The 14750-nt window shown below is 37.8% G+C and carries 13 protein-coding genes and 1 CRISPR repeat array (1 of these 14 running past the window's edge); of the genes, 1 reads left to right on the top strand and 12 read right to left on the bottom strand.

Annotated features, from left to right (window positions below; genetic code table 11):
- A CRISPR array of direct repeats spans window positions 1-1097; the repeat unit is 37 nt; unit sequence GTTTCAATCCCTATTAGGGAGTAAGAGAAATTGTAAT (it extends 683 nt beyond the left edge of the window).
- Between the two features lie 502 nt (window positions 1098-1599).
- The 12 genes from cas2 to mntA form a co-directional block, all read right to left on the bottom strand.
- Window positions 1600-1884, bottom strand: coding sequence for a CRISPR-associated endonuclease Cas2 (cas2, locus tag DSM106972_RS12745; RefSeq protein WP_127081056.1), 285 nt, complete (start codon window positions 1882-1884; stop codon window positions 1600-1602).
- Window positions 1885-1894: 10 nt separating this feature from the next.
- On the bottom strand, window positions 1895-2896 hold the full coding sequence (gene cas1d / locus DSM106972_RS12740; RefSeq protein ID WP_127081055.1) for a type I-D CRISPR-associated endonuclease Cas1d: 1002 nt from the start codon (window positions 2894-2896) through the stop codon (window positions 1895-1897).
- A gap of 12 nt (window positions 2897-2908) precedes the next feature.
- Window positions 2909-3496: a CRISPR-associated protein Cas4 gene (cas4, locus tag DSM106972_RS12735; RefSeq protein WP_127081054.1), complete on the bottom strand. Its 588-nt coding sequence runs from the start codon at window positions 3494-3496 to the stop codon at window positions 2909-2911.
- Between the two features lie 19 nt (window positions 3497-3515).
- Window positions 3516-4340 (bottom strand): CRISPR-associated endoribonuclease Cas6, encoded by an 825-nt coding sequence (gene cas6 / locus DSM106972_RS12730; protein ID WP_127081053.1) that lies wholly within the window; start codon window positions 4338-4340, stop codon window positions 3516-3518.
- Between the two features lie 99 nt (window positions 4341-4439).
- Window positions 4440-5186, bottom strand: coding sequence for a type I-D CRISPR-associated protein Cas5/Csc1 (gene cas5d / locus DSM106972_RS12725; protein ID WP_127081052.1), 747 nt, complete (start codon window positions 5184-5186; stop codon window positions 4440-4442).
- Window positions 5187-5191: 5 nt separating this feature from the next.
- Complete coding sequence (gene cas7d / locus DSM106972_RS12720) at window positions 5192-6217, bottom strand: type I-D CRISPR-associated protein Cas7/Csc2 (RefSeq protein ID WP_127081051.1); 1026 nt, start codon at window positions 6215-6217, stop codon at window positions 5192-5194.
- A 46-nt stretch (window positions 6218-6263) separates the two neighbouring features.
- Complete coding sequence (gene cas10d, locus DSM106972_RS12715) at window positions 6264-9608, bottom strand: type I-D CRISPR-associated protein Cas10d/Csc3 (protein WP_127081050.1); 3345 nt, start codon at window positions 9606-9608, stop codon at window positions 6264-6266.
- Window positions 9609-9649: 41 nt separating this feature from the next.
- Window positions 9650-9868, bottom strand: coding sequence for a DUF433 domain-containing protein (locus tag DSM106972_RS12710; RefSeq protein WP_127081049.1), 219 nt, complete (start codon window positions 9866-9868; stop codon window positions 9650-9652).
- 4 nt (window positions 9869-9872) lie between these two features.
- Complete coding sequence (locus DSM106972_RS12705; RefSeq protein ID WP_127081209.1) at window positions 9873-10079, bottom strand: DUF433 domain-containing protein; 207 nt, start codon at window positions 10077-10079, stop codon at window positions 9873-9875.
- Window positions 10080-10222: 143 nt separating this feature from the next.
- Window positions 10223-12331 (bottom strand): type I-D CRISPR-associated helicase Cas3', encoded by a 2109-nt coding sequence (gene cas3 / locus DSM106972_RS12700; protein ID WP_127081048.1) that lies wholly within the window; start codon window positions 12329-12331, stop codon window positions 10223-10225.
- 296 nt (window positions 12332-12627) lie between these two features.
- Window positions 12628-13062, bottom strand: coding sequence for a type VII toxin-antitoxin system HepT family RNase toxin (gene hepT, locus DSM106972_RS12695; protein WP_127081047.1), 435 nt, complete (start codon window positions 13060-13062; stop codon window positions 12628-12630).
- A complete protein-coding gene (mntA, locus tag DSM106972_RS12690) occupies window positions 13059-13505 on the bottom strand; it encodes a type VII toxin-antitoxin system MntA family adenylyltransferase antitoxin (protein WP_127081046.1) in 447 nt (148 codons plus the stop codon). Before mntA ends, hepT begins: the two co-directional genes overlap by 4 nt.
- Window positions 13506-13758: 253 nt before the next feature.
- On the opposite strand from mntA, the gene DSM106972_RS12685 reads away from it, so the two are divergent.
- Window positions 13759-14637 (top strand): helix-turn-helix transcriptional regulator, encoded by an 879-nt coding sequence (locus DSM106972_RS12685; RefSeq protein ID WP_127081045.1) that lies wholly within the window; start codon window positions 13759-13761, stop codon window positions 14635-14637.
- The last annotated feature ends 113 nt before the right edge of the window (window positions 14638-14750 follow it).

Below are 14750 nucleotides of genomic sequence, written 5' to 3'. Positions count from 1 at the left end.
GAAATTGTAATACCCCCGCATCTACGGTCAAACACGCCATATACAGGTTTCAATCCCTATTAGGGAGTAAGAGAAATTGTAATCTTGCGTTAGTTGTTTGTAGTATTCCTAGAGGAAGTTTCAATCCCTATTAGGGAGTAAGAGAAATTGTAATTAGTTGTAAAATCGTCCAAAGTGTTAAGCTATTGGTTTCAATCCCTATTAGGGAGTAAGAGAAATTGTAATGTGTTAATTTCAAGATTTATATCAGAGAAGGAAATGTTTCAATCCCTATTAGGGAGTAAGAGAAATTGTAATTCTTCTGAGTAAGAGCCGCTATCACTCAGTATGTTTCAATCCCTATTAGGGAGTAAGAGAAATTGTAATTGGGCGCCAGATAAAATTGGAAATTGCGTCTTATGGCTAGTTTCAATCCCTATTAGGGAGTAAGAGAAATTGTAATATTATGAACGCTGAAGTCGCTATTGTCAAAATAGGTTTCAATCCCTATTAGGGAGTAAGAGAAATTGTAATTAATACATCTTGTTCAGACAATTTTTGTATACTGTTTCAATCCCTATTAGGGAGTAAGAGAAATTGTAATTAGATCAGAGTTAGTGAGAAAAATAGCAAATGTTAAAGTTTCAATCCCTATTAGGGAGTAAGAGAAATTGTAATTGCTTTTACGTCTTTGTGAACTTTCACATCTTGAGTTTCAATCCCTATTAGGGAGTAAGAGAAATTGTAATTTGATACTTCAGACATCTCCCCCGTGTCAAGAAGTTTCAATCCCTATTAGGGAGTAAGAGAAATTGTAATTATTCATTGGTGCATCTATATCGTAAACGTCAACAGTTTCAATCCCTATTAGGGAGTAAGAGAAATTGTAATGATATTTGCACTCTTGAATCTTCTGCCGTAAAGCTACCGTTTCAATCCCTATTAGGGAGTAAGAGAAATTGTAATTTCCCATTGGTTGCGTTGGGCTTTACGAACCATCTCTTTAGTTTCAATCCCTATTAGGGAGTAAGAGAAATTGTAATTTTGGTGGGTATAACGGTAATGTGATAGGTAGCTTTTTGTTTCAATCCCTATTAGGGAGTAAGAGAAATTGTAATGGCGGGCGCCTGAAAGCCTTGATATATGTAGTTTTCATGGTTCGGTTGCGCGGATGGGTCAATTGTAGCATGAAAAATTGTGTTTGTATAGAGTCAAAATCGCTGAAAGCCGCTCTGTGTAAGGTGCGCGGATGGTTTTTGTCTGTCGATTCTCCAAATGCTTGTGGGAACTGGGATACAGCCATTTTTTTTTTAATCTCTTTTTGCACACCTACCCATCCGCGCATGATACCAAGTTGAAGAGTCAGAATACGTAGATAGGGATATGGTAGAACCACATCCCTATCAATAATTATATATGTACTGAAAACGAGTTAAAACTTTACTTTTAAACAGGCGCCAATCTTTAAGATGCTTCGTTCCTCAGCATGACATTCGTTCCTCAGCATGACATCCGTTCCTCAGCATGACATTCGTTCCTCAGCATGATATTCGTTCCTCAGCATGATATTCGTTCCTCAGCATGACAAAAGGTCTATATTTTACCTGTTTGCACGCCCTATTAAGCGAAGAAAATTGAGTCGTCGCGAACTGGTTCACCACCGATACGCTCTACTTTGGCGAAACAGCAGGCACATAAGAAGTAGAAGCGAATGCTGTCGGTGTCTGGTTTTATTAGTTTGCTTAACCGCGCGCGCAGTTTGGCATACTGAGTATCGGTAAGTTGACACTCGAAGACGCTGTATTGTACCCACTGTCCGTATGATTTGAGGATTTTATGGATTTTGGTGCGACGGTTATCTTCGGAAATGTCGTATGAAATAACTACGTTTTTGGTGAGTTTCATTTTTAAGTGCTTATTTTAAAATTAGTGGTGGATATTTATCTATTTCTCCCATGAGGTATTTTGCTAGTAACCGTGCTTGTATTTCAAATGCTTCTTGGTAGGTGCATTTACGTCCCATGACTGGATGTTTAAATTCTGATTGTTTTTTTTGTGTGTATAGTTTTAAATATGCTTTTCTTCCTTCGGGAGTCATATACACGGCGCCACTTAATGGTTCTGTAAAAAAGTCGCTGGGTGTTAATAAAGATTTATTGATGGTGCTTAATACTAGTGCATCGACTATTAAAGGACGAAATTCTTCCATTAAATCAAATGCTAATGATGCTCTACCGTAACGCTCGAAGTGTAAATATCCTAAGTACGGGTCAAAACCTGCAATGTTAACGGCGCCTTGAATATCATGACGTAGTAAAGAATATCCAAAACTAAGCAAAGAATTAACGGGGTCTTTTGGTGGTCGTCTGTTACGGTAGTCAAATTGAAATTCTACGTTGCGAATCATTTGATTAAGACAGCCGAAGTATACTGCACTACCTGCACCTTCTAATCCTCGTAATGAATTAATATTGTGCGTTTTATCTATTGATGTTATTACTTGCTCTATACGTTCGATACTTTTAGATAAATCTAAGTTTGACTCACGCTGGCGCCGAAACATAACGTTACGGTAGTTTTTGAGCTTGCCACGCACAAACCCTTTTACTATATGAATAGCTTGTGGTGACTCTCCTGCTGCTGCCCATTGGGCTTTACGAACGAAGATGTTTTTGGTAACTTCTGGTTCTAAACGTCCTAAATAACGACCGTATTCTGTTAAAAATGTTAAGGGGATATTTCGTTCGAGAAGTTCTGATACAGTGGCAGGTGAAATAGTTGCACGTCCTAAAATGACGATACCATCGATTTTAATTAAGGGTATGTCTTGCAGTATTTTCTTGTCAAATTTGACTGTGACACGTTCGTCAATTTTGCCGATAAATGAGTCTTCTTGAGTGATATATAGTGTTCCCATAATTACCTTTATTTAAAATTCTTCGCGATATCTTTCTACTTTCTCACCTGCTTGTGGTAAACACTGAGAAAATAAACTGCATCCATCACATTTTTTTGTTTTAACTGCTTTTGGCATGGCGCCTGTAAACATTAGCGTTTGCACTGCATCAATAGTATCAACAACAGTTTGACGTAATTCTGGAGTTATTTCTACTAGCTGACGCTGATGAGAATGAGCGTAGTAAACATAACCAGTATTAATCGTTTTCCCTGTCATTTCCTCTAAACATAATGCTTGCGCGCACACTTGTAGTTCATCGTTATCCCATTCACCCCGGCGCCCACGTTTATATTCAACAGGATACCATTCTCCATTTTGAAGTTCAATTAAATCTGATTTGCCAATTAATTTGTATTTCTCTGATTTCAACCATATCGCTCGAATTTGCCGAATTTCATCACGAAATTCTTCGCTAATTGTATGCGCGCGTTCATGTAAAGATGTACCTTCAATTGTATAATGATTATCGGCAAACTCACCCGCACAAAACATCCGCCAGCTACGATGCGGACAATATGTATATTGATTCAATGCTGCTATTGGAATATATTCATCCATAACTCCTAACTCCTAACTCTTAACTCCTAACTCTCCTAGTCATACCCATACCCATTGTTGTTTTTCTTCCGACTCCGGCGTATAATGCAAAGTCAGCTAGGGCATTGATTTGTTTGATTTTGATTGGTTCGATATCGCCAAGAAGCCGATAGCTAATTTCACCGATACAACCAATAAATTTGCTGTCATAGTTATTGACGACTTCGGTATTAATTTTAAGAGAACTGGGATAAATTGACTCGATTGGAATATCAGCAATTTCTATTCCACTATATTTATTCCAACGTGTGAGTAAGCTATTAAAAACAGATTCTTTAACAGGGAGAACGTTATCGTATTTTCCCTGACGAAAAGCTACAGGTGTTGCAAAACAAAAATTAATCGTGCGGTTTATTTCGCTAGCTTGTTCGTACAGTTGTTCATAAGTACAAACATTTGCCCACGGTTGCATTGGTTGCGATGTACCAAGAACACTAGTAATAAATAAATTCGCTGAACCTAAATGCCAAGGATGTTCTGGGTTAAGGTTTAACCACAAAGGGGTAAGCTTACCAAATAGCGTATCATCGAGTAGAGACAGGCGCCACCAACATGCAGTATTTGGGGGAATGGGTTTTTGCTGCGATGATTGGAGTATATAATTATTGTACTGTTTGTGCTGACGAACTTGTAAAGGAGATATAGTAAAAGCTTTTTCTGCGTTTGACTCGTGTAAATAATCTCCTAAGCTTTTATCGACAGAACTAATTAGGTTGAGGAATAATGCATGGTAGTGTCTGCCAGTTAGGAAATTGGGATAGATAGGTGATTGAGGGAGTAGGTTGAGAACTAAGCTGTAAGGCATTTTGTATTTGTTCGTACTAACATTACAGTCGTTAATTATATAAATGTTGGGTTCGCAAAGCCAACCCAACCTACAATTGATTGCAATTACGCACAATTATCATTGGAAGCGGTATTCCATATGTACAGGGATATTTAGGTGTTTTAGCCAGTTTGGAATTTTTTCATTCTTGGTTCCATCAAATTTATAGTAACTGCCGCGCATTTGCACGTTTTGAATTAAACTAACAGGTGGCATATTCACAACGTCGTAACTCATGACTTGATTTGTGAACATAACATCTAAAGGATTTAGCGGATGAGTACAAGTAAAAACACCTTCCGCAGTTTTGGGTGATGGCAACTCTTCAACCGTTAGCTCTGCTTTACTCATCCATTTACCCAAACGAATCCATTTTGGTAATTTTTTTGGTTTTTCTGTCAGAGATTGTTTAGAAATAATAAAAAATTCAAATTTACTTTCTGCGGCAATCTCTTTTGTTCTACCAAAACTAGGAATATTCTTTTGAGTCTTCTCCATTTCTACATGATAGTTATTATTTGCATACTTCCAAGTATTTAAAATAGAAGTATAATTAATCACGCGCGCGGGAGTTACATAAATACCCTGCTGGTTCAGTGGTGTTAAATGTGTGTCGTACAATGGAACTTGTTCAGAACAAAAGTAACGATAACCATATTCTTCTGCAACGGTAGTTGAATAAACCTCGCTGTCAACAAAGTTCAAAGCATAACACAAAGCGTAATTGTGAATCACAGGTTCGGTTTCGTAAAGGCGCCCGATTTCACGAGTGGCAAAATATAAGCTATCATGTAACTCAAGCTGGCAGTGATAAATAAACACCATTGCTTTTACTCCGTTGCTGCTGAAGCTTTTTTAGGCTTTTTATCTTTCTTGTCTTTGTCTGCTGATTTTTTTGATACGTATTTCTCAGCATAAGCACTAGATTCAGTATTGGCAAGCGTGAGCATTTCTTTTAATTTGGTTTCATCGCTGGTAATAGATTTGACTTCTGTTAATAGCGGTTGAAATGCATCTGCAATAAAATCGGTATGAGAAATAAACTCTTGCGTCATTAGTTCTGCAATAGCTTTGGTTGCAGCATCTTTTACATCGTCTTCGTTCAATGGGTCAGGTGGATTAATTTTGCCGTCAAAGTTTAGTAAGTCGTATATTTTTTGTGTCCAACGCAGGTTACTAACAGTTTCACCGTCTGCAAAAATAACCCCAATTAATTCATTTCTAACACGTCCAGTTCTTGTAGTTTGGGCGCCGTAGTGACGAGTTCTTAGGATATTATTAAAAACATACAGAAAACTTGCTTCTGTAGGGTCTTTTAATGTGACGATGCTAGGAAAGAATGTTTGAGGTAGAATATGGTCTTGGCTGTTGATTCTACTTGTAACTTCTCCATTACGGCTCATCGTCCCATTTTCAAAGGGCGCATTCAAGGTAAAATTAAGATGTGAGTCTTCAAAGGGAGTTATTGAATAAGCAGTATCAACAACAACTTTAGATTTCTCTGAACCAGCATCACCAATTGCAAAACCATAAAGAATACAATCGGGTGTTGTTTTGCTAAATTCTACGTTATAGTCGCATTTATCCCATTCACCTATTTGATAGTTACGTAATAGCTCACGTCCTGTTAAGCGTTCAGGTGTAGATTGTTTGCGTTTAAACATTGCTAGACGACTAATTGGTTCTTGATGCTGTATACCTGCACGTACTTTAGCTTTATTTAGTTCACCGTCGGTTTGAAATAATGGGTAAGATTCAGTTATACGGATTGTAATAAAGTGAGCGTATTTACCCATTGGTTTTGCAGGGATTTCGCTGTGGAAGAATTTAGCGTCTACTGTTTTGAGAAATTGCATTGTGGTATGACTCCTGTATATGTGAAAATTGGTTGATATTGGGTTCCTAAGCAGCATCGACAACTTCGATTTCTGCTATTTCATCTGGTTCTTCTTGACTACGGTTTTTGCGTTCTTCATCTTCTGCGAGACGGTAAAGATATTCGCAAGTGTCACGAATGAGGTTAAGTTGTGTACCAGCTAAACGCGCGCGGTCGCATTTAAACGTAGCTTCAAATATTTCTTTGACAAAGTATTTAGCAAATTCATATACTGCTTGTCGTTCTTCTTCTGAACTTAGCGCTGGTTTCCACTTGCCATCTACTATAGTTAAAGTTGGTTTTCCTTCTGCTGCTCTACGACGAACGTTATTCATCAACTTTGCTAAACGCGCGGCAACTACATCTGTTAAACTTTCAGCATCGTTAGCTATAGCTTTATCGACTTTTAAAATTACATCCGCAGCTTCGTCTATTGGTTTGAGAATTGCGTTAGCTTTTGCATAATAACTTTTCGCGCGGTAAAAGCGTCGATATAATTCTGTTAATTTTCGTAATTGATTCATGCGTTCTCCTGTTGGTTCAAAGTAGTAATATAAACTTTCGTAAAGACGAATTTTTACAGTTGGGACAGATTCGATTTTGTCTTGTTTTCTTAGCCATTTATTTAGGTAGTGGAAAACGTATAAAGGACTCGTTTCTATATCTCTAGCAAAATCTGCTAATTTCCCCCAGTCTGGGTCTCCATCTTTTTTGCGGTTAGCTTCTAAATGTATAGCATATGCTGCGGTGAGTGCATTTAAGGGTGAAAATTCGTGTTTGTGCGACGAATAGGGTAATATACTATCCAAGCGATAATTATCTTTTTTAATCAAACTCCGAATTGCTTGATGTGTCCCATCTAATAATACTGTTTCTTCAAAATCGGCGCCGCTTAAAAAAGGTGGTACAGGTGATTCAGAAGCAACGACTTTGACATCCATTATTAATGGTAAACTAAAAGCTAACCATGCAGGCGCCACCCAAGATTCAGTATCTGTTGGTTCGCGACCTGGAGGTAAACCCAAAAAGAAAAATGTCAACGTTTCTTTCTCAGGAAAGCTAATTTTAAAAGTTCGGTCATCATCTGGTTGTAAATCTTCCTTAATTAATAAGCTATCGACTCGTTGATAATTCTGAATGCTCAAATCGGCAACTTGATTTTCGGTAATAAAATGCTTACGTAGTTCTGCATCAAATCGCGTTTTAGCAAACTGATTATAAACAAGCTGTAAAAACTTATTTGTTTCTGGAGTAAAGAAATAAGCAGGGTAGAGATACAAATAACGATATTTACGACTTTCAAAATCCCCACCCACTGCATTAGTTTGGTTCATTAAAATTTGTCGTAACATAATTTCAATCGACCAAATAGCACAGATTTGACGTTTTGCAGCTTGAGCATTAAATAAAATCTGTCTGTTACTGTAGACTTGCGGTGCAAATAGTGTGGCTGATTCCATCTGTTCTGTTACGGTGTAACTAGAACTCGACATCGCGCATACATTTTCTCGACCTCTACCAGTTACTTTAGCTGAATTGTAACGCTGTAACTCCAGTATAAATGGTTCGGTTTCCGGCGCCACTACTGCACCAGTTGGTAAAGTAATCACACGGTTAACGTAAGTGCGTAAATCATTCCACCCATCAGGTATATCTTGAAACTCTAATAAAATTGGTTGAATCAAACTAGCAGCATGATTAACCATTTGTTTCATAACTTCGAGAACTTGCGTAAAATCTTTACCAGGATGATTACGGAAATATACTGCTGCTAGATAATACCAATCTAAGGGAACACCACCAGTTTTCTTTAACGATTGAATTTGTTTAATAGCGGGAATTTCTGCTGCTAACCCTAAAAACTCTGCCAGCTTTTCGGTTAAATCCAAATTTGGAGCATTCTTTCGCTGTGCTTTTGGTAACTGTTTTTGTGAGGAAGCAACTTTTTCACACCAATCACTCCATATACCTCGACAAATAATGTCTCCGAATTCAGCTAAACGGTCAGCACGAATTTCATTCTTCAATTCTAAATTGAGACTAGCAGGTAATTCACCTTGCTCTTGATAATTTTTCAAGCTCTCACTACGTTTACCACTCGAAGCAGTTTTAGAGTCAGGAAGCAACCTACAAGCAGCATCAACACTAACTTCCATCAATCCAACTGCATCAAAAAATAACCAATAGTAATCAGCAAACTTGAATCCTTTACCATCACGGTTAAAACCTGTTTGTCGTTGTCGAAGCTTGTCTGCACAAAGACTTTTGATTTTACTTACAACTTTTTCTGATATATCTTTAGTCTCAACCGCAGGTGCATTCTTATTTGCCAAGTAAACAACACCATCGGGTAAATAAAGCAGTGGTGTATAAAACTCCTCTGGATGCGCTTCAATTAAGGCATTATTAAGAATATTAGTCAAAACACCACGATTTTCTGACAGCGAATGATATGTAAATTTTAACTGATGATTGCTTAATCGACCAAGTAAAAGCGGCAGGCGCCCATTTTCTACATCTCTAGGATGCTTGATAGCAGATGCGAAAACGTCAGCAAGTGAAACAAGGTCAATTAAGTTTTGTCGAATCCTGTCATCAAGTCGTTCATCTTCTAGAAGCTTTAAACCACGAGTGACAAGACCTAAATCAGAGTCATTCTTAACACCAGAATTGCTGCTAATGAAAATAATATCATCTATTAAGAGGCGCCAATCGTCATCAAGTAGGTGGTGTAAACCAAAATCTAAAATCTTCTTGGCTACATAGTCACGTCCCAAATTAGGAGCATCTTCTTTTTTCGGTGGTTCCAACTCCCAGTCTCTATCTTTTATATCATTGGCAATTAACCATTCTAGATAATCAGGGAACTTTTCATAGTCATGGAGTAAATAACAAACTATAAATATACAGATTTGGAAATCTTCACAACTACGACGTACTGGGTTAGTTTCCAAATCATCTTGTAATAGTCGCTTTAAAATTCGGTAGGTAGGAAGAAACCCGTTTAGCAAGTGTGCAAGTAAAGACTGGTCTCCAGCGTTATCTCGACGAACAGGTTTTTTACCCTCTAGCGCGCGTTTAGCATTGATTTTTTCAATTGTAACTTCAAAAAACTTACCACCTTTTGCAGTGGCGCCTGCAAGTTGCTGAACTAAATTAAGCAGAACATAGTCAGCAAACTTATGAATGATTTTATCGTGTTGATTACCTTGAGCTTTTTTAATAGCCTCCTGAAACAAGCGTATTGTTAATAATACCCGTTTAGTAGGCGCCTCGTCTTCCTCATTGTCATCATCACCATCAAAATCAGCGACTTCTGGTAAATCATCATCAAAAGTATCTTCTAATTCACTTGCGAGTTTCGTATTCACTTCTTCACTTCCTTATGCATCTCAAGCGGAATTTATACAAATCAATTTCTTGACATTTCGGCGCCATAAGTTATGCAGGCAAGAATATCCTCTTTCTCTACACCTGGGTATTCTTCTAAAATCGTTTCAATACTTTCACCACCAGCTAAATAGCCTAAAATTAAAGATACCCAAATACGGTGTCCCTTTATGCAAGGTTTACCCGAACATATATTAGGGTCAACAGAAATGCGAGAAAGTAAATCATTATTATTAGGCATTTGTTTATTCAGCACCATACGCAATACAAGCAAGTATATCCTCACGTTCAATACTTGGGTATGCTTCCAGAACTTCCTCTATTGATGTACCACCAGCCAAATAGCCTAAAATTAAAGATACCCAAATGCGATGTCCCTTTATGCAAGGTTTACCCGAACATATATTAGGGTCAACAGAAATGCGAGAAAGCAAATTTTGATTACCATCCATTAATTTCTCTCCTGTTTGAATGTACTTCTTATATAACTCTTGTAGTATGGGCAATTGTGGAATGGGCAATTGTGGAATGGGCAATTGTGGAATGGGCAATTGTGGAATGGGCATCCCTGCCCGTCCTTTGCCTCATATCATTGTTAACATATCCATCCCTCATCGTCTTTAGGTTTCAAGTGCCAAGTAACCGTTTCGAGTAAAAGCGCATCTTGCCCAAACGCTATTGAGTACGAAGGTTTACGGTCTTCAGGTTCATTGGTGAGAGGATAAACTTGTAAGTGCATAGGCAGTCCAAGAGTTGCGCGCAGAAAATTTCTGTCTCGGTCGCAAACGTAGCAAACAAGATTTCTTCGACTAACTGCATCGCTTATTTTCTGGATACCAGAACCATGTGGTTGACAAATTTCTAAATTTTTGAGTAGCTGAACTTTGGCAGTTGCCGCAAACTCGCGAATATTGCCTGGGTAGTAAAAATACCAGTCTTCCCGAACTTCACGAAAGTCTCTTAATTTTAAATAGCACAAAGCTTTATCAAACCGCTTGGTACTTATCCCTACATTTTTCGCTTTTTGTATAAAGCTGTTCTCGTCCCACAATTCAAAAACAAAGTTACTAAGAATTCCAGGAAGGTTATACATTTTAAACCTCTCAGCTTCGGGTTCGTGATTGTTTGTTAAATCGTAAATTGCACAATCTAACTGACTGCTACCGCGAAAACTCCTTGCTTCATTAATGATTTTTTCCTTTGTTTCGCTTTTACAACGATAGTATTGAGCTTTCATGTGTTCCAGTTTGATTCCTAAACCTCTTTGGATGCTAGTACCAAACTTTTTATCAATATCTAAGTACTTCTCTTTGATATGGGAATTACTCTTCAGTGTATTATATATGTAATATGATTGTAAACCACCCCACCGTTGTGGATAGCGTGTAAACTGATTCTTAAATATCCAAGCAGAGCGAATTGCATGGGTGAAAGTTATTCTGTCATATGTTTCACCCCCTTGTAAAAGATGTGATTTATCTTCAAATAGCCTTGCAACTAAGAAATTTGGTATTAAAGCATAAGCTTGATATATTGTAAAACCTGGGTGTCTACCAAGTCTACCAAAGCGCTGAATAAAATTACCAGCATCCGAAGCTTCAAAAACCAAGAAGTTAATCTGAAAGTCAACACCAACATCTATAGTCGAAGTGCCAAGTAATAAATCAGCTTCTGCAACAGAGTTAGATTTTTCTGTTTCTCCTGTTAAACCTGTATTTTCTCGTACTTGCCATCGTGGTTCAAACAGTGCCTTAAATTTGGGCAATAGTTTTTTGACTGAGGCAATAGAATTAAGGATAATGGCGCCTTTACTATTTGGGTTATCTTGAAAAAACTTTAAAATAACCGTTTCAGCATTTTCTTCTATCCAAGTAGAGCTAGAACGCAGGTTAGGTTCTAGCCCTTGAGGGAAACTTAGATTTATTGGTTGACTAATCTGGCGCCAACCTTCATTATTACCATTAGACTCAAACTTATAGGCGCCTGCTTCAACTGGATTAATAATTTTATAATTGATTCCAGCATTCTCCAAAAAACCCTTTAATAACTCATTTGGAGTTGCAGACAAAAAGAGAAATTTACGCTTGTTGTTTGCGGTATGCTTCATCAATACTATTGTATTAATAACACTTGCAACTTGTGGCGATGAAAATATATGGAATTCATCGTAAACGAACAACTTATATTTTTCATCGATGCGACGAAATAATCTATCAGGGTTGTCAATCTTTCCTCGCAAATAATAAAAATTGTGAATGTAGTGGAAAAGGTCGGGGTTTGTTAGTAAAATCTCAAACTGGCTAGAAACATTTTCTAGTGCCTCAAGTTTAGACGGTAATTTGCCCGTATTTACATACTCTTCCAAAATTGCTGCTGTCAACCGTTGAATTTGCGGGTCATACTTTGGCTTAAACTTGTCCTTATAACCCTGCACTTGTTTTAACTGGTCGCGTGCGAGTTCATTTGTCGGATACATGGACAAAGTGTAAGTACGATTTGTCATTGCAGCTAAAAAAGCCGCCAAACTCTTACCATCACCAGTGAGCGCCGTATTGATGATAACCTCTATATCTGGGTCGCACAGCGCTTTATAAGTCTCGACTTGATGCCAATGAAGCGAGAAAATACTTGGAACTTTCAACCCTTCAGGCGTTGGCGCCGTTCGAGAGTAAACCGACTTAAGCGAAATTTCGTAATTGGACATATCTTTAAATAGTGTCCGTAATTGCTTGTTGTTTTACATTCTACTACTCAATATAGTTATTGGCAAGAGGTGTCCTTATATTTTGTCCGTGTATTTAAAAGTCAAGTTTTCATGGTAATTTAGAGCATGGCGCCTTTGCTGTAGCATAGGCTTAAGCGCCTGTGCAGTCATATGGATTTTCTTACCACAAAGACACGTACAGACGCGATTAATCGCGTCTGTACACGGAGAGAGGAGAGTAAGAGAATATCAACACTCCAAATTTTATGACACAGACTACTTGTGTAACAAGCAATCTATTCTTCCAAAGACATTAAATAAGCTCTCATTTGTTCTGCATAAAGTGGATATTGCTGGAGAGCAAAAGTAATTGCTGTAAAAACTTGATTTGGGTCAATATCACCATATTCGTGAACGAGGCGATTTCTAAGGCTTGCTGATGGCGCCAGTTGTTTGGCTAGTTGAGGATTAATAATACCATATTTACCTAGTTCTATAAACGCCTCAAAGTTAGTAGTAGTATTTCCAGGCTTGAGTTTCGATAAAATATGGTCGTTAATATCTATAGCAGCTTGAATCATTAACTGTAGAAGTCTTTCAACAATTAATTGCTGTTTAAAATCAGTTAAAAATTCATCGAGACTTAAAGCACTAAACTCATTTAAAGTTTCAAGGTATTTTGAGATTAATCTTAATCTCGCAATAACAACTTCAGTATCTATTTGACTCATGTTTTCAACCTTTTCAAGTTCATGTCAATAAGTTTATATTGGTCTTGGCGATATTTTTTGAGTTCTGACTCCGGTTTGAGTGATGTGAGACGAAAATATTCAAAGCCGTTGTGGTCTTTTTCAAAAATCAAGATGCCATCACGAGCCACAAAGTGTGCAATTAACCATGAACAATGATTAAGCTCTACAATATCTATGTTATCAGGGTTTATGCCAAAAACTTTACCTATTAGCATAGGTAGCTCAAAGAAGTTCCAAGCATTATTTTTTGCATGTGCATTACGCTCTTCTTCATCACAAAGCACAGCAAAATCCCAGTCACTGTTTTTATGAGTATTACCGGTAGCTCTAGAGCCAAATAGAACCAACATTTTTAAATAGCTGATTTTATCAGGTAGTTGCCCTGATAATTCTCTGAGCTTTTCGATTGTGAGTGTTTCCATATGCATAACTTTTGATTTCAGCAGCAATGCTTTATGCTTATGCTAACGCATACAATATTCTCAAAATTAATAATGTCTGTTTTTATTCATAGCTTTTGCGTATCCATGTAACTACGTCGTCAGTTCCAACTTAAGCAAAATTTTATAATTGGATATATCCTTAAATAGTGTCCGTAACTCCTTGTTGTTTTATATCTTGGCATTCAAAATAGTTATTGGCAAGATATATCCGTATAAAAGTGTCCGTATAAATATGAGTCGAAAAGGTCAATCAATAACTTTATCAATATCAGAGCGTGATAAAGCCGAGTTAGAGAATTTAGCGCTTGAATTTGGGATGACATGGGGTGAGCGTCCCAATGTATCTAGGTTAGTTGAAGCAATAGCACGGCGCCAGCTTTTACTCGGCAATAATAATGATTGGTCAGAGTCGCGCATTCGAGCATTAGATAGAGCTATGCGCGCACTGACAGATATTGGGCAAAACGAGCAAGCGCAGGAAGTCGCAAAGTTACTTTTAGAGCGGAGTGAGCTATCAACACCGTTACGAAATGATATAAAAGCCATTTTAGGAAATCCCTTACCAGAATGGCGTTTAGCAGTTGACCGCTATATAAAACAAAAGCAGCCATTTCAAATTTCTTATCAAGATGCAGCACAACGTGTATGGAATTTTACAGTGCGTCACGCCAGAGTTACACCACACGAAAAGCGTCAATACCTTGATTGTTGGTGCGAAGAGACAGAAGGAAATCAAGATATTGAGGAATTAAGGCACAATTGGTGTTTGCGTTTAGACCGCATTCAAGACGCAGCAGTAATGTCAGTTTCTGGTGAATGGCACCCAAGTTTAGCAGAAATTGAAGTAGAAATGCATTTATTTGGAGGTTTAGCATTTGCCTACCAAGCAAAACCCGAAGACAAAATAAATCAATGGCTACAGGATAAACCGCGCGTGCGACAAGTAGTTAGGCAGGTATCTTTCACCTTTTGGTTTATTCGCGAAGTTATGCAATACACCCCAGACTGCGTAATTATGGCGCCGGAAAACGTGCGCGCGCTTGTACGTGAAAAAATAACATCTCTTTACCAACACTACAATTTAGACAACACAGAGACCAACGAAATCTGAACGTACTATGACATTTAAAGTATGTACAGTTGAAAATGTGTCACAGGCGATTTACTAGTACTTAAGCTGCTTATAGTACTCTATAACTTATTAAAGCGGTGGAAATCTACCAC

It is taken from the genome of Dulcicalothrix desertica PCC 7102 (assembly GCF_003991905.1).
Classification (GTDB): Bacteria; Cyanobacteriota; Cyanobacteriia; order Cyanobacteriales; family Nostocaceae; genus Dulcicalothrix; species Dulcicalothrix desertica.
This window is presented reverse-complemented; position numbering and strand designations above follow the sequence as displayed.

Coding starts and splice junctions, on each gene's coding strand:
- cas2 (WP_127081056.1), bottom strand. CDS start 1,884: ATGAAACTCACCAAAAACGTAGTTATTTCATACGACATTTCCGAAGAT.
- cas1d (WP_127081055.1), bottom strand. CDS start 2,896: ATGGGAACACTATATATCACTCAAGAAGACTCATTTATCGGCAAAATT.
- cas4 (WP_127081054.1), bottom strand. CDS start 3,496: ATGGATGAATATATTCCAATAGCAGCATTGAATCAATATACATATTGT.
- cas6 (WP_127081053.1), bottom strand. CDS start 4,340: ATGCCTTACAGCTTAGTTCTCAACCTACTCCCTCAATCACCTATCTAT.
- cas5d (WP_127081052.1), bottom strand. CDS start 5,186: ATGGTGTTTATTTATCACTGCCAGCTTGAGTTACATGATAGCTTATAT.
- cas7d (WP_127081051.1), bottom strand. CDS start 6,217: ATGCAATTTCTCAAAACAGTAGACGCTAAATTCTTCCACAGCGAAATC.
- DSM106972_RS12710 (WP_127081049.1), bottom strand. CDS start 9,868: ATGCCTAATAATAATGATTTACTTTCTCGCATTTCTGTTGACCCTAAT.
- DSM106972_RS12705 (WP_127081209.1), bottom strand. CDS start 10,079: ATGGATGGTAATCAAAATTTGCTTTCTCGCATTTCTGTTGACCCTAAT.
- cas3 (WP_127081048.1), bottom strand. CDS start 12,331: ATGTCCAATTACGAAATTTCGCTTAAGTCGGTTTACTCTCGAACGGCG.
- hepT (WP_127081047.1), bottom strand. CDS start 13,062: ATGAGTCAAATAGATACTGAAGTTGTTATTGCGAGATTAAGATTAATC.
- mntA (WP_127081046.1), bottom strand. CDS start 13,505: ATGGAAACACTCACAATCGAAAAGCTCAGAGAATTATCAGGGCAACTA.
- DSM106972_RS12685 (WP_127081045.1), top strand. CDS start 13,759: ATGAGTCGAAAAGGTCAATCAATAACTTTATCAATATCAGAGCGTGAT.